Source organism: Actinomyces ruminicola, from assembly GCF_900103885.1.
In the GTDB taxonomy this organism is placed as follows: Bacteria; Actinomycetota; Actinomycetes; order Actinomycetales; family Actinomycetaceae; genus Actinomyces; species Actinomyces ruminicola.
In genome coordinates this window covers 194,473-213,493 of sequence record NZ_FNIM01000001.1, presented here as the reverse complement: position 1 = coordinate 213,493, position 19,021 = coordinate 194,473, and the positions used below count along the sequence as shown (strand labels likewise).

Genomic DNA, 19,021 nt, shown 5'->3' with positions numbered 1-19,021 from the left:
GGGTCGGCGCTGCGCGACGGTGCGGGACTCGTGCGCCCCGGCCCTGGTGATGCCGTGCTCACCATACCGCGTGACCGCTGGGACGGTCCGCATTGCCGCAGCTCAGGGCCGGTTCGCCCGGCCTTCGGGGGCGGCGGGAGCGGGCCCGTGCACGTCGGCCCGCCGGGCAGAGGGCCGCGGCCGTGCCCGGCGGGCCAGGGGCGCGTCAACCGCGCTTGGCGGGCTTGGCCGGGGGCTCGCCGAGCTCGACGGCGGTCACCTGCACCGCCGGGGCGTCGGCGGCGTCCGCGGCGGGGGCGAGCGTGAGCTCCCCGGTGACCTTGGCGGCCTCGGTCAGGTCGGCGCGCACCAGCTCAATGGCGGGCTGGGCCTGCTCGGACACCGCCAGCGTCACCGCCAGGATCGGCGTCTTCTGGCTGGTCTTGGCCTCGGACTTCACCTTGCGCAGGGCCGCCAGGGCGGCGCCGGCGCGGGCGACCAGCTCGGCGTCGGCGCCACCGGCCGCCTCGCGCAGCGGGGCGGCGGCGGGCCAGGCGGCCCGGTGCACGGAGCCGGTGCGGTACCAGCTCCACACCTCCTCGGTGGCGAAGGGCAGGAATGGGGCGAACAGGCGCACGAAGGTGTCCACGGCGATCGCCAGCGTGGTGCGGGCGCTGCGCACCGCGGCCGGGTCGTGGGAGGCGTCGAAGTCGTTGGCGCGATCCTTGACCAGTTCGATGTAGTCGTCGCAGAAGGTCCAGAACAGCGACTCGGTCGCCTCCAGGGCGCGGGAGTGCTCGAAGCCCTCGAAGGCAGTGGTGGCCTGATCGACCACGTCCGCCAGGGCCGCCAGCACGGCCCGGTCGATGGGCTCGGTGACCGCCGCCGCGTCCAGGTTCGGGGCGGGGGCGGCCGCCCTCGTGGCCGCGTCGGCGTCCCACGCGATCCCCATGGACAGGGCGAACTTGGAGGCGTTGAGCAGCTTGATGGCCAGGCGGCGGCCGATCTTGATCTGTGTCTCCTCGAAGGCGGCGTCCAGGCCCAGGCGGGCCGAGGCCGCCCAGTAGCGCACGGCGTCGGAGCCGTACTTCTCCAGCAGCCCCATGGGGGTGACCACATTGCCCTTGGACTTGGACATCTTCTTGTGGTCGGAGTCCAGGATCCAGCCCGACAGCCCCGCGTTGGCCCACGGCAGGGCGCCGAACTCCAGGTTCGCGCGCACCACGGAGGTGAACAGCCAGGTGCGGATGATGTCCTGGCCCTGGGGGCGCAGGTCCATGGGGTAGACGCGGTCGAACAGGTCCGCATCGGTCAGCCAGCCGGAGGCCAGCTGCGGCGACAGGGAGGAGGTGGCCCAGGTGTCCATGATGTCCAGCTCGCCGACGAACCCGCCGGGCTGGCCGCGCTGGGCCTCGGTGTAGCCGGCCGGCACGTCGGTGGAGGGGTCCACCGGCAGGGCGGACTCAGCGGGGGTGATGACGGCGTCGTAGTCGACCTCGCCGTCCGCGCCCACGCGGTACCACAGCGGGAAGGGAACGCCGAAGAAGCGCTGGCGGGAGATCAGCCAGTCATTGTTCAGGCCGCCCACCCAGTTCTCGTAGCGCACCCGCATGAAGTCCGGGTAGAAGTTCAACTCCCGGCCGCGTTCGAGCAGCTCGGCCGCCAGGTCCTTCCCGGAGGCCGGGTTGGTCCACGCCTTGCCGCCGTTGCGGATGTACCACTGGCGCGAGGTGACGATCTCCAGCGGCTTGTCGCCCTTCTCGAAGAAGTTCGTTTGGCGCACGGTCTTGGTGGGCTCGCCGCGCATCTCGCCGGAGGCGGACAGCGCCTCCACCATCACCTGACGGGCGGAGTAGGTGGTCTTGCCGGCCATCTCGGCGTAGGCCCTACGACCGGACTCGGTGGTGATCCACTGCGGTGTCTCGGTCTCGATGCGCCCGTCCTTGCGCAGGATCGCCCGCAGCGGCAGGTTCAGGTCACGCCACCAGTCGATGTCGGTGGTGTCGCCGAAGGTACAGCACATGGCGATGCCGGCGCCCTTGTCCATCTCCGCCGCCGGGTGCGGCAGCACCGGTACCTCAACGCCGAAGACGGGGGAGGCCACGGTGGTGCCGAACAGGGGCTGGTAGCGCACGTCGTCGGGGTGGGCGACCAGGGCCACGCAGGCTGCCAGCAGCTCCGGGCGGGTGGTCTCGATGCACACGTCATTGGTGCCGTCCGGGCCGGTCTCTATGGGGGCGCCGGCCGCGGCGGCGGTGGCGGCGGCCTCGGGGTCGACGACGTGGAAGGCCAGGCGATGGTAGAAGCCCGGGTACTCGCGGGACTCAATCTCCGCCTGGGCGACCGCGGTGCCGAAGGTGACGTCCCACAGGCCCGGCGCCTGGGCCTGGTAGGCCTCGCCGCGCGCCAGGTTGCGCAGGAACGCGGTCTGGGCGACCTTGCGGGCCCGCCTGCCGATGGTCTGATAGTTCTGCTTCCAGTCCACGCTCAGTCCCAGGTGACGCCACAGGGCCTCGAACTGCGCCTCATCCAGAGCGGTCAGGCGCTCGCACAGCTCCACGAAGTTGCGGCGCGAGATCGGCACCTGGTCGCGGGCCTTGATGGACTTGCCCTCACCGCCGGTGTGCGGGGGGACGAAGTCGGGGTCGTAGGGCAGCGAGGGGTCGCAGCGCACTCCGAAGTAGTTCTGCACCCGGCGCTCGGTGGGCAGGCCGTTGTCGTCCCAGCCCATGGGGTAGAAGACGGCCTTGCCGCGCATGCGGTGGAAGCGCGCCAGCGTGTCGGTGTGCGTGTAGGAGAACACGTGCCCCACGTGCAGGGAGCCGGACACGGTCGGTGGCGGGGTGTCGATGGAGAAGACCTCATGGCGCTCGGCGCTGCGGTCGAAGGCGTAAATGCCCTGCCGCTCCCAGCGCTCCTTCCAGGTCTCCTCCAGGCCGTCGGTGCTTACCCTTTCGGGCACGCGGGGGGAGTGGAGCTCGGAGGGCAGGAAGCGGCCCTGGGCCGGGGTGGCGGGCAAGGGCGCTGCGGATGCGGCGGCGGACTCAGACATGGCCCCGATTCTGTCACGGCCGGGCGGGCCTTCCCCCGTCGGCGCCGTTACCGCGCATGTGAGGTGGACAACCGCTGACGCGGCTGAATTGCGGGCGGGACTCGGCACTGACTCAACACCGACTCAGCACGGCGACGAAGTGGACCGGGGGCGATTCTGGGGCTCGGTGCGGTGGCAGCATGTGCGCCGCGGCCCGGGCCTGAGGGGATCGGGCCGCGGCCCCGGGGCGGTCGGACGAGCCCGACGGTGCCGGGGTGTGAGCACAGAGCCGAATTGCAGGGGAGCGGAGTCATGAGCGAGCCGGGACAGGACCGCCGCGCGGTTCACCGCGCGTCAGTTCAGACGACCGGCGCTCCCTCCACCTTCAACGTGCTGTGGGCGGGCGGTGAGCTCGCCTCGCGGCGTGACCGCGACATCGTCATGCAGGCGGCGTCCATGCTCCGCCGCCTCGGTACGGACGTGCGCATCCGGATGACGACCGTCCCGCCGAGCGACACGGACCACTGGGCACACACGGTGCTGGTCGTCGACGACGGCAGCCGCGCTCCAGCGGGACTGCTGGCCGAACTCAACGCCGCGGCCCGCGTAGGACCGCACGTAATGCTGTGCCTGACGGGAGCCCAAACGCCGAGTGAGGAGGCGCTTTCGGCGTCACGGGTGGAGTTGGTGGCTCTGAACTGTCCGGACGGAGCCCTGTTGGCCTCCGCGTGGCTGCGGCTGGCGGAGCGGGTCGGGGACGCCGGCGATGGTCAGGACGGTCAGGTCCGCGAGGCTTCCCCGGCTCACTCCTGAGACTGACCGGGCGGCGGCGGGGCGTCGTTGCGCACCCGGGATCCCGTGCCGGTGCGGACGTTCGCGGAACGGTGCGTTCGGGATGTGGCGAGCATGAAGGCCACGATGATGCCGATAATGACCCCGCCCACGACCCCGGCGGCCGCGTAGCGGACCAGGGAGGGCGCCTGGGTGACGGATCCGTCCTGCGCCGGGCTGAGCAGCGTCAGGCTGACCGGATAGTCCTCGCCGGCCAGTGACCCCAGGTCGTTGGAGGCGTGGGTGACCACGGCGTCGGCCACCGCGATCGCCACCTCCCGGGAGGGGGCCGACACCTGGATCTCAATGGCCGGGGAGCCGGTAACCCGGGTCGCCGAGATCCAGGAGGCCACTGCGGTCGGCGTCTGGGTGAGGCCGAGCTCGTCGATCACCTTCTGTGCCACGGCAGGGGAGGTGATGATCGGCAGAAAGCCGTCGGTGGCGGAGTCGGCCACGGTGGAGGCGTAGGAGTAGCCGCTGATGCCTTCCTCGGGGTCGACCTTCACCTGCACGTAGGCCATGGAGGTGGCGGTGTAGGTGGGGTCGGCGGTGGCCGCGAGTACGCCCCCGGCCACGCCGCCGACCACGCCCAGGGCGATGATCCAGACCAGGCCTCGGCGTACGAGGGTCAGGAGTTCCTGCATTGCTTTCAGATCCTTTGCGTAGGTCGATTAGTCGGCTGGGGTCGGGTGTCAGGCGGCGGAGACCGTGCCGCGCGTAGCGGACCGCCGCAGCGCGGTGGCGAGCGCGGTGCACACCTGCGCCACATCCGCATCGCTCAGTGCCAGGTGCAGGGGCAGCGTCAGCTCCGTGGAGTAGAAGGCGTGGGCGCCCGGGAAGTCGGCGATGTCAAAGCCCAGATCGCGGTAGGCGGTCAGCAGCGGCAGCGGCTTGTAGTGGACATTGGCGGACACCCCGGCCTCGTACAGGTCCTGGATGACCCGGTTGCGCTCGGCAACGTCGGCCACCGGCAGCGTGGCGATAGCCAAATGGGCGGCTGAGACCACGCCGTCGCCGCCGTGGTCCAGCAGCGTCACACCGGTGCCCGCCAGGCCCTCGGCGTATTGCGCGAGCAGCTCGCGGCGCCGCTCCAGGGTGCGGGCGTAGCGGTCCAACTGAGACAGGCCGAGCGCGGCCAGCGTGTCCGGGAGGTTGCACTTGTAGGCGGGGGCGATCACGTCGTACTCCCAGGAGGCGCCCCTGGACTTGGCCAGGGCGTCCTTGGTCTGCCCGTGCAGCGAATAGGTGCGCACCCAGCGTTCGAGCGCCTCCTGATCCGTGGGCAGGTCGGAGCGCCAGGTCAGCGCCCCGCCCTCCGCGGTCGTCAGGTTCTTGACGGCGTGGAAGGAGAAGGCGGTCAGGTCGGCGAGCGACCCGGTGGGGTACGAGTCCAGGCGCGCCCCCAGCGAGTGCGCCGAGTCGGAGATGATCACCGGTCGGCCCAGGGCGGCGCCCAGCCCGGCGTCGATCCGCCCCCGTCCGGCCAGCAGGGTGGCGAGCGGGCGGGAGTCGAAGGGGATGCCGGCCAGGTCGACCGTGATCACCGCGCGCGTGCGGCCGGTGACCGCGGCGGCGATGCGCTCCACGCTGGGGAACGGAGAACCTGGCTCGGAGTCGACCATGACGATCTTGGCACCCACGTGATCGATCACGGAGGCCGACGCCGTGTAGGTGTAGGCGGGCACTACCACCTCATCGCCCGGACCGGTGCCTGCGGCGCGCAGCGCCAGCTCCAGGGCGGCGGTGGCGGAGCTGAGCGCCACCGCGCCGGTGGTGCCGCTCACCTCGGCGATCCGCTCCTCGAAGCGGCGGCCCACGGGGCCGGAGGTGATCCAGCCGGAGCGCAGCACCTCCACCACCGCGTTGATGTCGTCCTCGGTCAGGGTCGGCGGGGAGAAGGGGATCATCGCAGTGCCTCCGCAGAGTCGGGGACCGGGAGACTGAGCCTCACGGCGGCGTCGTCGGGCGGGGTCTGTGCCTTTCCCTCCAGGGGGTCCTCACCCACCGCCCAGGCGTGCAGCTCCTCGACCGCCTGCAGCGCCTCCTCCTGCACGCGCACGTGGCTGACGAGCGGGTGGAAGGGGCGTTCGCCGTGCTCGGAGTGACCGACAAGGTCCTCGGAGAGCTTCTCGCCCGGGCGCAGTCCCGTGAACTCGATCGGGATGTCCTTGCCGGACTGGGCGACCAGCCGACGGGCGACGTCGACGATCTTGACCGGCTCACCCATGTCCAGCACCATCGTGTCCCCGGGACGCCCGAAGGAGCCCGCCTGGAGCACCAGCTGGCAGGCCTCCGGGATGGTCATGAAGAAGCGCTCCACATCCGGGTGAGTGACGGTGATCGGCCCGCCCTCCTCGATCTGGCGCTTGAAGGTCCACAGCATGGAGCCGCGCGAGCCCAGCACGTTGCCGAAGCGCACCGACACGAAGCGGCGGCCGCACTCCAGCGCCGTCGCCGTGGTCATGCGCTCGGCGAGCAGCTTGGTGCGGCCCAGCACGGAGGTGGGGTCGGCCGCCTTGTCGGTGGAGATGTTGACCAGTGTCTGCACGTCGTAGCGCAGCGCCAGGTCGATCACGTTGCGTGAGCCCAGCACATTGGTCTTCCAACCCTCCTCCGGGTACATCTCCAGCATCGGCAGGTGCTTGAGGGCGGCGGCGTGGAAGACCACCTCGGGACGGTGCTCGGCGAAGACCGCCTCGAGGGCGTCCCGGTCGCGGATGTCGCACAGGACCATGTCGCGGGTGTCGAGCAGGCCCTTGCCGTAGATGTCCAGCTGCACGGAGTGCAGGGCCGACTCGTCCCGGTCCAGCATCACCAGTTCCTTGGGGCCGAAGCCGTGAATCTGGCGGGCGAGCTCGGATCCGATGGAGCCGCCGGCTCCGGTGACCAGCACGGTGCGGCCCGACAGGTAGCCGGCGATCTGGGAGACGTCGGTGTGAATCTCGCGGCGGCCGAGCACTTCGGCCAGGTCGATCTCCCGGATGTCGGAGATCTGTAGGGCGCGGTTGGTCAGCTGGCGCACCGGCACGATCGTCATTACGCGAATGCCGTGCTCGGCGCAGCCGGTGGTCACCTGCTTGAGGCGCTCGGCGGGGAAGTCGGCGACGGCGATCACCACGGTGGCGGCGGACAGCTCGGTGCAAACGTCGATGAGGTCGTCCACGGTTCCGCTGACGGGTACGCCGAGGATTCGCAGGTTGCGCTTGGCCGGGTCGTCGTCCACCAGTCCCACCGGGGTGAAGGGGGAGGCGGCGTCGAACTTGGTCAGGTGGATGATCTGCTCACCCACGCGGCCCGCTCCGACGACGACGATCGGCGCCTGATCGCGGGCGACGCGCTGGTAGTACTGGGAGGCCTGGTAGGTGGTCACCAGGCGGGCGGCGAAGCGCACCGTCAGTGCCGCCAGCAGCGCCAGGGCGAAGGTGGCCGACAGCGTGAGCGTGCGCAGGGGAGTGCCGGTGGCGGCGGCCCAGCCGGCGGCCACCACCAGCATGACCAGGGCGGATACGCCGAACTGGGCGGCGACGGCGGTGGCCTCCTCGAAGGAACCGGCAGGATAACGACGTCGGTAGGTCAGCAGCCAAAGATACCCCAGGCACAGGCTGACAATTCCGGCGACGGCGGCGCAGGCCAGCAGGGTGAGCGCCGCCGGCGAGGTGAAGGCGTCGCCGTGCAGGCGGCAGGCCACGAAGGCGGCGAGCAGCCAGAAAAGGGTGTCGACGACGGGCATGAACAGCGGTTGACGTTCAGGGGATGAAGTATTCGGTCGCATGATTGGTCACATACCTCTCGGCGGGAGACCGACCCAGGGCTCAGGGCGGCACCCTCGTGACTACGGCAACGTCGAACCTGCGGAGACAAGGTGATTCCGGCACGGCCTCGACGTCAGGGAAGCGGAACGAGGGCCAATAACATTTAAGACTTAAATGCGGCGGGGGTCAAACGCCAATCGTTTGACGGACGCGGTGCGCGCAGGCCAGCATGGGGTAGGTCATCGCAGACTGGCGCCCTGAACCCGTCTGCGCCCTGCAGCGATGACACGTGAGGAGAATCTCTGTGTCCACCGCCTCTCCGACTGGCCGCAGCCTGACCCGGGGCCTGCCCTGGGTGCTGGTCGGCAACGTCCTGTACATGCTCTCGGCGGCACTGCTCACGCTGGTGCTGCCGCGAATCATCTCCGTGGCCGACTACGGGCTGTGGCAGCTCTACCAGCTGTACGTCATGTACTTCGGCTACGTGACCTTCGGCTACACCGACGGCGTCTACCTGCGCCTGGGAGGTAGACGCTGGGCGGACATGCCCGGCTCGCGTCTGTCGGCCGGCCTGATTCGGCTGTTCCTGCTGGATCTGGCGGCCTGTGTAGGCCTGGTGGCGTGGGTGTGGGCGGCTGCCCCACCGCAGCAGCGGGCGCTGATCCTGGTGTTGGCGGGAGCGGGCGCCCTGTTCTACGTGCCGCGCACGCTGGTCACGGTGATCCTGCAGATAGCCGGCCGGGCGCGGGCCTTCGCCCTGGGCACGGTGGTGGAGCGGCTGGTGACCTTCATCGGCGTCGGTGGCGCTCTGCTGGTGGGCGTGCGCGAAGTGATCGTGTTCATCGTCTTCGACGCCCTGGGCAAGGCTCTGGGGCTGGTCATCGCGGTGCTGATCGCCCGCGGCGTGTTCCTGACCCGGCCCGACCTGAGCTGGCAGGCCACCCGGGAGTTCTTCGTCGACTGCGGCGCGGGCATGTTCGTGCTGGTGTCTAACCTTGCGGCCGCGCTGATCACCTTCGTGGTGCGCTGGGCGGTGGAGGACCACTGGGGTATCGAGATGTTCGCGCAGGTATCCCTGGCGTTTCAGTTCACCACCATGTTCATGGTGCTGGTCAACTCGGTGTCGATCTCCGTTTATCCGCAGCTGAGCAACCTCGACCGGGCCCACTACGCCGATGCCTACGCGGCCCTGCGCTCGCGGTTCGTCACGCCGCTGGTGCTCATGCTCGGTCTGTACTTCCCGCTGGCCTGGGTGCTGCGGGCGTGGCTGCCCAACTACGCGCAGGCGATCTTCTTCCTGGCCCTGCTGTTCCCCTTGAGCGTGTACGAGACCAAGAGCCGAGGGCTGTCGGTGGTGTTCCTGAAGGTCATGCGCCGGGAGCGGCTGATGGCGCTGATCAACGTGGCCTGCTTGGGCCTGGCGGTGGTGGGCACTTGGTGGACGGTCTACTCGTGGGGCTCGGTCACGGCGGCCGTGTTCCTGATCGCGGTGGTCTCGGCGGCCCGCTCGATCGCCTCGGAGGCGTTGATCAACCGTCTGATCAGGGTGCCGATTCTCATCGACACGCTCACCGAGCTGCTGGTGTGTGCCGTGTTCCTGGCGGCGGTGGCGGCGGGCGGGCCACCGGTGGCGCTGGTGGCGGTCTACGCCACCCTGGGTCTGTACGGGTATGCCCATCGCGATGCCCTTCCGGGGATCGCGCGCCGTCGTCGGGGTCGGCACGTCGCCGAGTAAATGGTCATTGCTTCTGGCGGTGCGGTCCGACGGACGGGGCGTGACCTAGCAGGGCGGGGCCCGGCACAGCTGGTGGGGCGTGGCCCATGAGACAGGGATGAGCGATCGGGGCCGGCGTCCTTGCGGACGGCCTCCTCTGTGCCGAGTTCGGTAGTAGTTACGTGCCGAGATCGGTAGTAGTTACGTGCCCAGATCGGTTGATGTGGTGCCCGGCCCCTGTTGGACGGGCGGCGGGCGCCGGTGGGGCCGGGGGTGTGCGTGCCCGGGGCCGTCATGAACACGAGTTCACGCCACCAACACGACTTCCTGACGACCTGCACGGGCATAACCCATGCACACCTCCAAAACTCGTGTCTTCGAGCAGAACCCGTGTCTCCGAGGCGAACCAGTGCACCCGGTCCGCCGCGGGAGGGGCCCAGCCAGGGGCCAGGCGGATACCGGGTCCGACAGGGGCTGACGATTCATCACTTACGACGACGCCTCGTACCTTCCGGCGGACGCTTCCCGCCTTGACCCGACGGTTGTGCCGCCAGGTGCCGAACCGTCGGTGGAAGTGCCGAAGCATCGATGCCAACCGCCGAAGCGTCGAGGGAAGTGACGAACCGTCACCGAAGCCCACAAGCCGTCAAGCACACCAAGCGACGTGACCTGGGCACGACGGCGCAGGCTGCCAAAACCGATGACAAACGCCGGCATCCTGCCCCACGGCGTGCAGTGAAACGTTGCTATTGCAACGATATGCGGATGGTCTCATAGAATGGCCGAAGTGGGGCGCCGCCTGGCCGACGGCGACTCGGCAGCCGCCATATCTACCGATTTGGGCACGTAACTTCAACCGATTTGGGCACGTAACTTCAACCGATTTGGGCACGTAACTTCAACCGATCTCGGCGGTTGGTGATGCCGGCTTCGCGCAGGAGCGCGGCGGCCAGGGACAGCACCGTCACGGCCACCAGGGTCACCACCACGGAGGGTGTCAGCCAGGTGCTCAGGAAACCGGTTGCGCTGCCGCGCGGCGCCCACAACAGGGTCGGGACGATCATCAGGCGCAGGCCGTTGCGCAGCGGCTGCCCCTTGACCAGGGTGCAGGCCCAGATGCAGACGGCTCCGTAGACCATCCCGCCCACCAGGACGCCCGCGTAGCCGTAGTCGTAGAACAGCTCAGCGATGAAGGAGCTGCCGGTGCCGCGCCCGCTGAGGTACTGGGGCCCCAGCAGCGTGTAGGCGAAGGCGTGGGTGAAGGAGCCTCCGTGCAGGGCGTGCTCCACGGTGTTGCCGTGGAAGACCTGGTAGCCCAGTAGGCGCGCGGGGAGTCCGGAGTGCAGGAATTCGCCCGTGTACCAGTCCTTGGGGATGAAATCGGCGTAGGTGTAGGCGTTGCGCACGACTGTCGAGCTCACGCCCTGGCCGTACAGCAGCTGCAGGATCGGGTTGCGGCCGGCGGTGTCGGAGGCGACCGCGCCCACACCGCGTGCCGACTCCACGGCCGCCAGGGCGATGGCGACCAGCGGTACCGAGACGATGCCGATGAACCTACCCGCCCTGCCGATACGCCAAGTGCCTGGCGGGTCCTGGCGGGAGCGCACAATCCAGTAGGCGAGGACAATGACCAGGCCGCCCACGAAGGTGCCGCGCTGCCCGGTCAGCAGGCTGAGGAGCAGGTAGGCGGACCAGCCGGTGATGGCGGCCGTGACCTGACGCCTGGGAGGGAACAGCCCCAGGTGGATCGTCAGCATCAGCGGCAGCATGATCTCAATGCGGCGCAGCCCGTACATGGAGCCAGAGGCATCCTCCAGGTCGGAGAACTCCGTGTAGTAGGACAGATAGCCGTTGGCCAGCACGTAGCGGGCCCGCAGCGCCACCGAGACCAGGGACAGGGCGAGCGTCACCCAGAACAGGCAGCGCACGATCGACGGATCGGCCAGGACGGTGGCACCCCGCCGGGCGCCACCGCGATCACCGACGACGCCGCTTCGACCGCCCTGGCCGCCGGTGTCCTCGCCCGCGTAGCCGCCGTCGCCAACTACGAGCCATCGCCTCCATGCGCGCCAGGTCTCCATGCCGATGGCGCCCAGCACAATGCCGAGCAGGCTCGCCACCAGGCAGAGTTGCAGGTGCTCGGTCTGCCCCGGAGGCGCCTGGCTGGACTCATAGTGGAAGAAGTCGACCGTGATCTCGCGCCCCAGCAGGAGCAGGAAGAAGGACACCAGGAAGGCCGCCAGGATGGTGCGACTGGCCATGCGGGCGGCGGCGAACAGCAGCGCGTTCAGCCACAGCAACAGGATCAGGGCCCAGCCGGTCGAGGCCTGGGTGACCAGGGCCAGGGCCAGCAGAGCGAGGTTGCACAGGACGCTGACGACCACGATGCCGGGACGCCGACGGGAGGGATAGCCGGGGGCGGATCGACGACGGCGGCGGCGGCCGCTCGTCGTGGTGCCGCTGACTGTGGTCCTGTCCGCCGTGGCACCGTCTGCCGTGGTGCCGCTGTCCGCTCCGGTAGCGCTCATGCCCGCCCCTCTTCAACACCGAGCCGGTTTGCGCCGCCTTCCAACAAGCCCGCCAGCTCGGCGGCGAAGCCCGTGTACAGGGCGCGCGCATCGCAGCGCTCCTCCCAGGTGCGCCGGGCGCCGGTGCGCAGCGCGGCGTAGGCGCCGTCGTCCAGGGCCGCGATCTCCTCAATGGCGGCGCGCACCTGCTCCGGCGTCGGGTCGGCGGGCAGCAGGATCCCGTTCACACCGGTGTGCACCAACTCGCCGGTGCCGCCCACGTCGGTGGCCACCACCGGGATACCGGTCGACAGCGCCTCCATGATGGAAACCGGCACGCCCTCGGAACTGGAGACGTTGACCAGCAGGTGGCGGGGGGAGTGCACGTACTCCTCGACCAGGTCGGCGTTGCGCACAAAGCCCCGCCAGGTGAGCGTCACGTTGTCACCCAGTTGTCGCGCCGCCCGCGCCTCCAGCTGCTCGCGCAGCTCTCCCTCTCCGAAGTGGTCCCAGCGGATCGGCAGGCAGGTGCCGGCGAGCGCGTCGACGAGCAGGTCCAGCCGCTTGACGGGCACGATCGTCGAGCAGGACACGATTCGCAACCCCTCCCGGCGCGGCGGCACCGCGGCGGGGACGCCGTGGTCGGTGGTGCCCAGGCGGGAGACCGTGGCCTTGGTCGCCGCCTGCGGCTGCCCGGTCAGCAGGTAGCGCAGCCCGTGCTCGGCCACCAGGTAGATACGGTCCAGATCGGCCACGGTCTGCGCCCGCAGCGGCAGGTAGCCGCGCGGCGAGTGCTCCTCGTACAGGTCGGCACGGTGGGCGCGGGCGACGGAGACGGCGCGGCGGAAGCGGCGGCGCAGCCGGGCGGCCATGTAGGGCTGGTAGGCGAAGCGGTAGGAGTAGAAGACCACCTTGTCGTCGGGACCCGCCCCGGCCGCCTCCAGGATGCGTCCGACCTGAGCGGCCTCGTGGCGGGCGCGGCTGAGGAACACGAACAGGGTCACCAGTCGAGAGGGACTCAGCCGACGCCGTCGGGCGAGGTCGGCCAGCTCCCGGTACAGGTTGGCGTCGCCCAGCACCCGGAACGAGCCCAGCAGGTAGAACAGGCGCGAGCGGAAGGGGATCGGGTGGGCGCTCATGCCCTCCGGCAGCGGCCGCACGCTGGCGCGCTGGTCCTCCCGCACGGACAGCGACATGATGTCCACCCGGTCGAATCCCGTGAGGTACTCCAGCTCGGTGGCCAGGAATGGTTCCCAGTTTCCGTAGGGGAAGGCGTTGGCCAGGATGACAAGTCGTCTCATCACGCCTCCTGCAGGTTGAAGGACACCTGGGCGGCCAGGGCCGCGGCTCGCTGCCGGCACTGCGACAGGTCCTGGCCGCGCACCACCAACTGGCCCAGGCAGTCGTTGGAGGAGGTGAAGCCGTCGAGCCGGTCGCCCGGACCGCGGAACAGGGTCAGGTCCACCGCCCACTCGGGCAGGTCGGCGGGCACGGCCACGTCGACGACGGTGCCGTGGGCGTCGGGATCGGTGAGCATCATGGCCAGGGCCGCGCCAGGCCAGGGCTCGCGCCGCACCCAGGCGCCGGGCACGTCCAGGTCCAGGGCCTCCCGGGCCACCAGCTCGTAGTAGTCCAGGCCGTGTACGGCGCTCATCAGCTCCGGCAGGCCGTTGGCGCCCGCCCGGCCGGTCAGCTCGATCACGTAGACCTGCCCGTCGCAGGCCATCAGGTCGATGTTGACGGCGCAGTTGTCCAGGCCGAGCGCGACCACCGCCGCGTTGGTGACTTCGCGGGCCTGCGACGCCAGGAGGCCATCCGGTAGCGGCACGTGGTGGCCGATCGGGATCGGCGCATCGGCGGCCAGGTCGTCGCCGTGGACGGTCACGTGGAGGATCTCGCCGTCGTGGACGAGCGCCTGCGCGCCGAACTCGGTGCCGTTCAGGAAGCGCTCGACGATCACGGTGCCGTGGCGGCTCAGGGACTGTGCCCGGTCGAAGGCGGCCCGGGCCTGAGCCGGTGAGGTCACCTTGAACACGCCGGCCGAGCCCTGCAGGTCGGCGGCCTTGACCATGGCCGGCAGGCCGACGGCCTCCAGGGCGGCGTCGAGCTCCTCCGGGGATGAGACCTCCCGGAACGGGGCGGTGGGCACGCCGTGCTCGACCAGACGCCGCTTCATGGCCAGCTTGTCCATACAAAGGCGGGCGGCCGCGCGGGTCAGGCCGCGCAGGCCCAGCTCGTCCACCACCGCGCCCAGCGCCTCCAGGCCGGTGTCCAGGCAGCTGGTGGCGACGGCGTCGACGCCGGCCAGGCGGGCCTCCCGGGCCACCGCGTCGGGGTCGAGCAGGTCCACGTCGATGGCCTCGTCGGCCTCCTTCAGGCCCGGCGGCGGCCCGGCGGTCAGACTGGCGACGACGGCGGTTGCGCCCAGGCGCTTGATGGCGCGGATCAGCCCGAGCTGACCGCGCCCGGCGCCGATGACCAGGACGCGACGTCCTCGGGCGGGCAGGCTCCCCTCCGCCGGCGCCGGCTCGGCCGCGGCGGATGACGGCGCCCGGCCGACCTCAATGCGGATCAGGCTGCGGGCCCGCTCACAGGCGGCGACGGCGGCGGCGCGGTCGGGCCCGGAGGCGACCACCACACCGAGGCGGTCCGTGCTGGAATGCAGCGGAGTGATCGCCTCACCGGGCTCGGCGAGCGTGATGACGGCGTCGACGCCGGGCACGGCGCGGGCCGCCTCCTCCCCGTGGAAGGCGCGCAGCACGCCCTCGGGCGCGGTCAGGAAGCGGATGGCGGCGGCCCGTCCTGAGTGGGGCGGCACCTCGATCTGCTCCCCGCAGGCCTGCCGCAGCACCAGGCCGATGAAGTCGATACCGGTGGAGCCGGGCACCACGTGGGAGGAGACGAAGTCACCGGCCATGCGGGAGCCGAACTCGATGAGCACGGGGCCGTTCTCGGTGAGCATCATCTCCACGTGGGCGGGACCGAAGTGCATGTCCACGGCGGCCAGGCACTGGGCCACCAGGGCGTGCGCGGCGGCCAGCGTTTCCTCGTCCAGGTCGGCGGGTTGGGTGTGTCCGGTCTCGATGAAGTGGGGGCTGCCAGTGGTGTCCTTGTCCGTGGTGGCGATGACGTGATAGACGCCGTCCACACACAGCACCTCGCAGCTGATCTCGCGGCCCACCAGCAGTTCCTCCACGATGACGGTCGGTTCGTGGGAGGGCTCCAGGGCGTATTTCAGTGCCCGGGGCAGGTCCGCCTCGGTGTCGACCTGCACCACGCCGCGGGAGCCGGAGGAGTCCAGCGGCTTGACGATGCAGGGCAGCCCCACCTGGGCCACGGCCGCGCGCAGCTCGTCCAGGTCGGTGGCCAGGGCGAAGCGCGGGTGGGGCACGCCGGCGCGGGCGACGGCCTGCAGCATGAGGGCCTTGTCGGTACAGGCGGCGGCCGTCTCGGGCGAGACGGCGGGCAGGCCGTGCGCCTGGGCGACGGCGGCGATGGCCCGCACCGGCCGGTCCGTGCCCACCGAGGTGACCCCGGCCAGCTCACGGTCGCGGGTCAGGGCCAGCAGCCCCTCGACGTCGGTGGTGGAGACGGCGGCGAACTCGTCGGCCAGGGCGGCCCCGGGCACGTCCGGGTTGGCGTCCACCACGAGCGTGCGCATGCCCAGGCGGCGGGCCGCTTGGATCATCGGCACCTGGAGGGGGGAGCCGCCCAGGATCAGTACCGGGGGGCGGGACTCGCCGGGGGCGGACTGCTGATGGTACTGGGAGGCCGTGTCAGTGTGCGCGGCGGGGGCGGAGGGGGTCTCAGGGCAGGGCATGGATTCGAGTCTCCTGTTGGTGGCTGGTTGCAGGGCTTGGCGGCTTGTCCGCCGAGGCGCGGGGTCCGCGCGGGACTACGCGGGGGAGGGCTGCTCGGCGCTCCCCTTGGCGTCGGAGTAGACGGACTTGCCCGTGAGCACGGTCTGGATGGTCTTGAGCACGATGCGCACGTCCAGGCCGAGGGAGAGGTGATCGACGTAGTAGCAGTCGGCGGCGTAGCGCTCGGGCAGGGTGGTGGAGTTGCGGTAGAAGGCCTGGTTGTATCCGGTGATGCCCGGCCTGACGGTCAGGCGGCGCCGCTCGTCGGCCCCCATGCGGTCCAGCGGCTTGGTGGCCAGGTTGGGGCGTGGCCCGATCAGGCTCATGGTGCCGTTCAGGACGTTGAGGAACTGGGGGATCTCGTCGATCGAGGTGGCGCGCAGCACTCGACCCACGCGGGTGACGCGGGCGTCGCCGCGGGAGGCCACAGAGGAGGAGTCGGCGTTGCGGATGTCCGGGGCGCCCACCGACATGGAGCGGAACTTGAAGATCCGGAAGGGACGGCCCTGGCGGCCCCAGCGCTCCTGCCGGTAGAAGACGGGGCCGCCGTCGTCGAGCTTGATGGCGGCGCCGACGCCGACGGTAAGCACGCCCAGGAGCGGCATGACGGCGAGGGCGGCGCTCACGTCCAGGGCGCGCTTGCCGTAGCGGGCGTAAAAGGTCTGCGGATGCTTCCAGGTGCTCAGGGTCGCCTGGTTTGCCATGGTGTTCCCCTTTCAATGGCTTCACCGGGGGCAGTGATCAGGAATGGTCAGGTGTCAGGAGGTAGACGGACAGGAACAGGATGGTCAGGAACAGGTACAGCAGAAGGTAACGGTCAGGAACAGGTGCGTTGCAAGCCTAGCCGCTCCGCGGGGGTGCGCGCACGGCGCATGACTGAGAGATTAAGCGCCCAGCGCCTGGTCGCGGGCAATGGTCGCCGCCACGCCGTCGACGACGGCGGCGGAGAATCCGGCCCGTTCCAGCGCCACCAGCCCGGCCACCGTGGTGCCTCCGGGGGAGGAGACGGCGTCGATCAGGTCGGCGGGGGTGCGGCCGCGGCCGGCGGCGTCGGCCCGGGCGGTTTGCGCCGCCTCGGCCTGCACGGTCAGCGCCGAGCCGAGCACTGCCTGGGTGACGATCTGGACCGCCTGCGCCTTGGGGATTCCGGCGGCCACGCCGCCGCGGGCCAGTGCCTCGATGAACTGGAACACGAAGGCGGGGGAGGAGCCCGCCAGCGCGGTGAACGCGGAGAAGTCCCGCTCGGCCAGCACCAGGGTGCGGCCCACGGTTCCCATCAGGGAACGAGCCGCCTCCAGATCCGCCTGCGTGGCCGCGGCGCCCGCAGCCAGGGCGGTCATGGACTGGCCCACGGAGGCCGCCATATTCGGCATGGCCCGCACCACGCGGGCACCCGGCGGCAGCATTCCGGCCAGGCGCTCGGTGGTCAGCCCGGCCGCGAGCGAGAGCACCAGTGGACGGCGGGCGAGCAGGGCGTCTGCGAGCGGGGCGAGCGCCGTCGGCACCACGTGCGGCTTGACGGCGAGCACCACCACGTCGCTGGCCGCCACGAGCTCGGTGGCCGCGGCCACGTGCCGCGCCCCGGTGGCCTGTGCCAGGCGGGCGGCCGAGTCGTGGGCGCTGGTCAGCAGCACATCGGTGGGGCTCGTCCCCGCCGCGATGGTCCCGCGCACGATCGCGCCCGCCATGTTGCCCGCACCGATGAAGCCGTAGACCGTCATGCCCCCAGGGTAGATGCCTGCCCGGGCCGCTGTTCGCGGGGACAATGGAAGCATGATTCAAGTCACTGTCACCCCGTCCGCAACCTCCCCGCGTCGTGCCCTGGTCACCGGGGCCTCCACCGGCATCGGCGCGGCCACCGCCCGCCTGCTGCGCGCCCACGGCTGGGAGGTGGTCGCCACCGCCCGGCGCAGTGACCGCCTGATCGCGCTGAGTGAGGAGACCGGCTGCACCTGGGTTGCCGCCGACCTGCAGCAGCCCGCCGATGTTGACCGACTTGCTGCGCAGGTCAAGGCCGGGGGCCCGCTCGACGCCATCGTCAACAACGCCGGCGGCGCGCTGGGCGCGGACCCGGTGGCCGAGGGCAGCGTCGAGGAGTGGGCCACCATGTACGAGCGCAACGTCCTGGCGGCGCTGCGCGTCACCCAGGCGTTCCTGCCGGAAATGCGCGAGCGGGGCGGTGACCTGGTGTTCCTGACCTCCACCGCCGCGCACGACACCTACCCCGGGGGAGGGGGCTACGTGGCCGCCAAGCACGCCGAGCGGATCATCGCCAACACCCTGCGACTGGAGCTGGTGGGGGAGCCCGTGCGCGTCATTGAGATCGCCCCGGGAATGGTGGCCACCGCCGAGTTCTCCCTGAACCGGTACCACGGGGATCGGGAGCGGGCGGCCGCGGTCTACGCGGGCGTAGCCGAGCCACTGGTGGCTGAGGACATTGCCGAGTGCATCGTGTGGGCGCTGGAGCGGCCCGCGCACGTCAACATCGACTCGCTCATCGTGCGTCCCCGGGCGCAGGCCTCCAACACGGTGGTTGCCCGCGACTGAGGCAGCGGCCAATACACAGCCGCGCCACAGCGCCGGTACGTGGGTGATCCAGCCGCGGTGCGTAGCTTCGGCTACGCCTCGACACTACGAGGTCTCCTACGCGCCGAAAGGACTCAGATGACCGAGCCCAGGTCCAATAGCTTCGACGTCACCGCCAGCATCCCCGCCCCTGACGCCTCCACACGGCACCCGACGTCGGGAACCGGAACCGATGCGGGTTCGACCGACGCCGTCGCCCCCGCCCGGACCAAGCGGCAGCGTCCCTGGTACCGGCGCACCTGGGTCGCCGGCGTCGCCGGCGTCGCTGTCATAGCGGCAGCGTTCGGCGCCGGCTGGGGTGCTAACGAGCTGCTGTCGCCCGAGCAGACTCCGGCGGGTATTGAGCGCGGCGACTTCGACCCGCGCCAGGGCGGGCCGGGCGGCGGCCAAATGCCGGGTAACGGGCAGATGCCGGGCGGCCAGATGCCCGATGGTGAGACGGGTCAGGGCGGCGCCGGGCGCACCACGCCCAACGACGACGCCACCGGTGGCTCCGGAGATGGCGGCACCTCCGAGGGCGGCGACAGCGCCGGCGTGCTGCAGAACGAGGACACCTCGGCCTGAGAGGCCGCCTCGCACACGCCTTCCCGCCGAGGCCACGTGTTTTGGAGGTTTGCACGGGTTAAGCGCCCGCAAACCTCCAAAACACGTGTGTGCGGGGCGAACGCGTAGATGTGTGCCACGCCCAACCGCGGCGGGGTTGTCAGGAGCTCACCGGTGGTGTGTACTTGTGTATACAAGTTGCCGCGTGGGTGCGGCAG

The 19,021-nt window shown here is 70.6% G+C and carries 13 protein-coding genes; 4 read left to right on the top strand and 9 right to left on the bottom strand.

Annotated elements, in window-relative coordinates:
- Positions 1 to 205 precede the first annotated feature (205 nt).
- A complete protein-coding gene (gene valS, locus BLR49_RS00910) occupies positions 206 to 3,031 on the bottom strand; it encodes a valine--tRNA ligase (RefSeq protein WP_092532030.1) in 2,826 nt (941 codons plus the stop codon).
- A 291-nt stretch (positions 3,032 to 3,322) separates the two neighbouring features.
- On the opposite strand from valS, the gene BLR49_RS00905 reads away from it, so the two are divergent.
- Positions 3,323 to 3,823 carry a hypothetical protein gene (locus BLR49_RS00905; RefSeq protein WP_092532027.1) on the top strand — a complete coding sequence of 167 codons (501 nt, stop codon included), beginning with the start codon at positions 3,323 to 3,325 and terminating at the stop codon, positions 3,821 to 3,823.
- Here BLR49_RS00905 and BLR49_RS00900 read toward each other — a convergent pair.
- Genes BLR49_RS00900 through BLR49_RS00890 form a run of 3 tightly spaced genes read right to left on the bottom strand, consistent with a single transcriptional unit; the run spans position 3,814 to position 7,571 of the window.
- Entirely contained in the window at positions 3,814 to 4,485 is a 672-nt protein-coding gene (locus BLR49_RS00900) for a Wzz/FepE/Etk N-terminal domain-containing protein (protein WP_092532024.1), read from the bottom strand. The two genes, BLR49_RS00905 and BLR49_RS00900, sit on opposite strands and share 10 nt — an antisense overlap.
- 48 nt (positions 4,486 to 4,533) lie before the next feature.
- On the bottom strand, positions 4,534 to 5,748 hold the full coding sequence (locus BLR49_RS00895; RefSeq protein ID WP_092532021.1) for a DegT/DnrJ/EryC1/StrS family aminotransferase: 1,215 nt from the start codon (positions 5,746 to 5,748) through the stop codon (positions 4,534 to 4,536).
- Positions 5,745 to 7,571, bottom strand: coding sequence for a polysaccharide biosynthesis protein (locus BLR49_RS00890; RefSeq protein WP_176765719.1), 1,827 nt, complete (start codon positions 7,569 to 7,571; stop codon positions 5,745 to 5,747). Before BLR49_RS00890 ends, BLR49_RS00895 begins: the two co-directional genes overlap by 4 nt.
- Positions 7,572 to 7,897: 326 nt before the next feature.
- On the opposite strand from BLR49_RS00890, the gene BLR49_RS00885 reads away from it, so the two are divergent.
- Complete coding sequence (locus BLR49_RS00885) at positions 7,898 to 9,328, top strand: lipopolysaccharide biosynthesis protein (RefSeq protein ID WP_092532015.1); 1,431 nt, start codon at positions 7,898 to 7,900, stop codon at positions 9,326 to 9,328.
- An 854-nt stretch (positions 9,329 to 10,182) separates the two neighbouring features.
- Here the strand turns inward: BLR49_RS00885 and BLR49_RS00880 are convergent.
- From BLR49_RS00880 to proC, 5 genes are all read right to left on the bottom strand, one after another.
- Positions 10,183 to 11,835 (bottom strand): O-antigen polysaccharide polymerase Wzy family protein, encoded by a 1,653-nt coding sequence (locus tag BLR49_RS00880; RefSeq protein ID WP_092532012.1) that lies wholly within the window; start codon positions 11,833 to 11,835, stop codon positions 10,183 to 10,185.
- Entirely contained in the window at positions 11,832 to 13,115 is a 1,284-nt protein-coding gene (locus BLR49_RS00875; RefSeq protein ID WP_092532009.1) for a glycosyltransferase, read from the bottom strand. The genes BLR49_RS00880 and BLR49_RS00875 overlap by 4 nt, the downstream gene beginning before the upstream one ends.
- The gene (locus BLR49_RS00870; RefSeq protein ID WP_092532006.1) at positions 13,115 to 15,634 is read right to left on the bottom strand and encodes an ATP-grasp domain-containing protein; all 2,520 of its coding nucleotides are present in this window, start codon (positions 15,632 to 15,634) and stop codon (positions 13,115 to 13,117) included. Before BLR49_RS00870 ends, BLR49_RS00875 begins: the two co-directional genes overlap by 1 nt.
- A gap of 75 nt (positions 15,635 to 15,709) precedes the next feature.
- The gene (locus BLR49_RS00865; protein WP_092532003.1) at positions 15,710 to 16,378 is read right to left on the bottom strand and encodes a sugar transferase; all 669 of its coding nucleotides are present in this window, start codon (positions 16,376 to 16,378) and stop codon (positions 15,710 to 15,712) included.
- A 180-nt stretch (positions 16,379 to 16,558) separates the two neighbouring features.
- The gene (proC, locus tag BLR49_RS00860) at positions 16,559 to 17,395 is read right to left on the bottom strand and encodes a pyrroline-5-carboxylate reductase (protein WP_092531999.1); all 837 of its coding nucleotides are present in this window, start codon (positions 17,393 to 17,395) and stop codon (positions 16,559 to 16,561) included.
- A 52-nt stretch (positions 17,396 to 17,447) separates the two neighbouring features.
- On the opposite strand from proC, the gene BLR49_RS00855 reads away from it, so the two are divergent.
- Both BLR49_RS00855 and BLR49_RS00850 read left to right on the top strand, forming a co-directional pair.
- On the top strand, positions 17,448 to 18,221 hold the full coding sequence (locus tag BLR49_RS00855; protein ID WP_092531996.1) for an SDR family NAD(P)-dependent oxidoreductase: 774 nt from the start codon (positions 17,448 to 17,450) through the stop codon (positions 18,219 to 18,221).
- Positions 18,222 to 18,338: 117 nt separating this feature from the next.
- Entirely contained in the window at positions 18,339 to 18,824 is a 486-nt protein-coding gene (locus tag BLR49_RS00850; protein ID WP_092531993.1) for a hypothetical protein, read from the top strand.
- Positions 18,825 to 19,021: the final 197 nt, after the last annotated feature.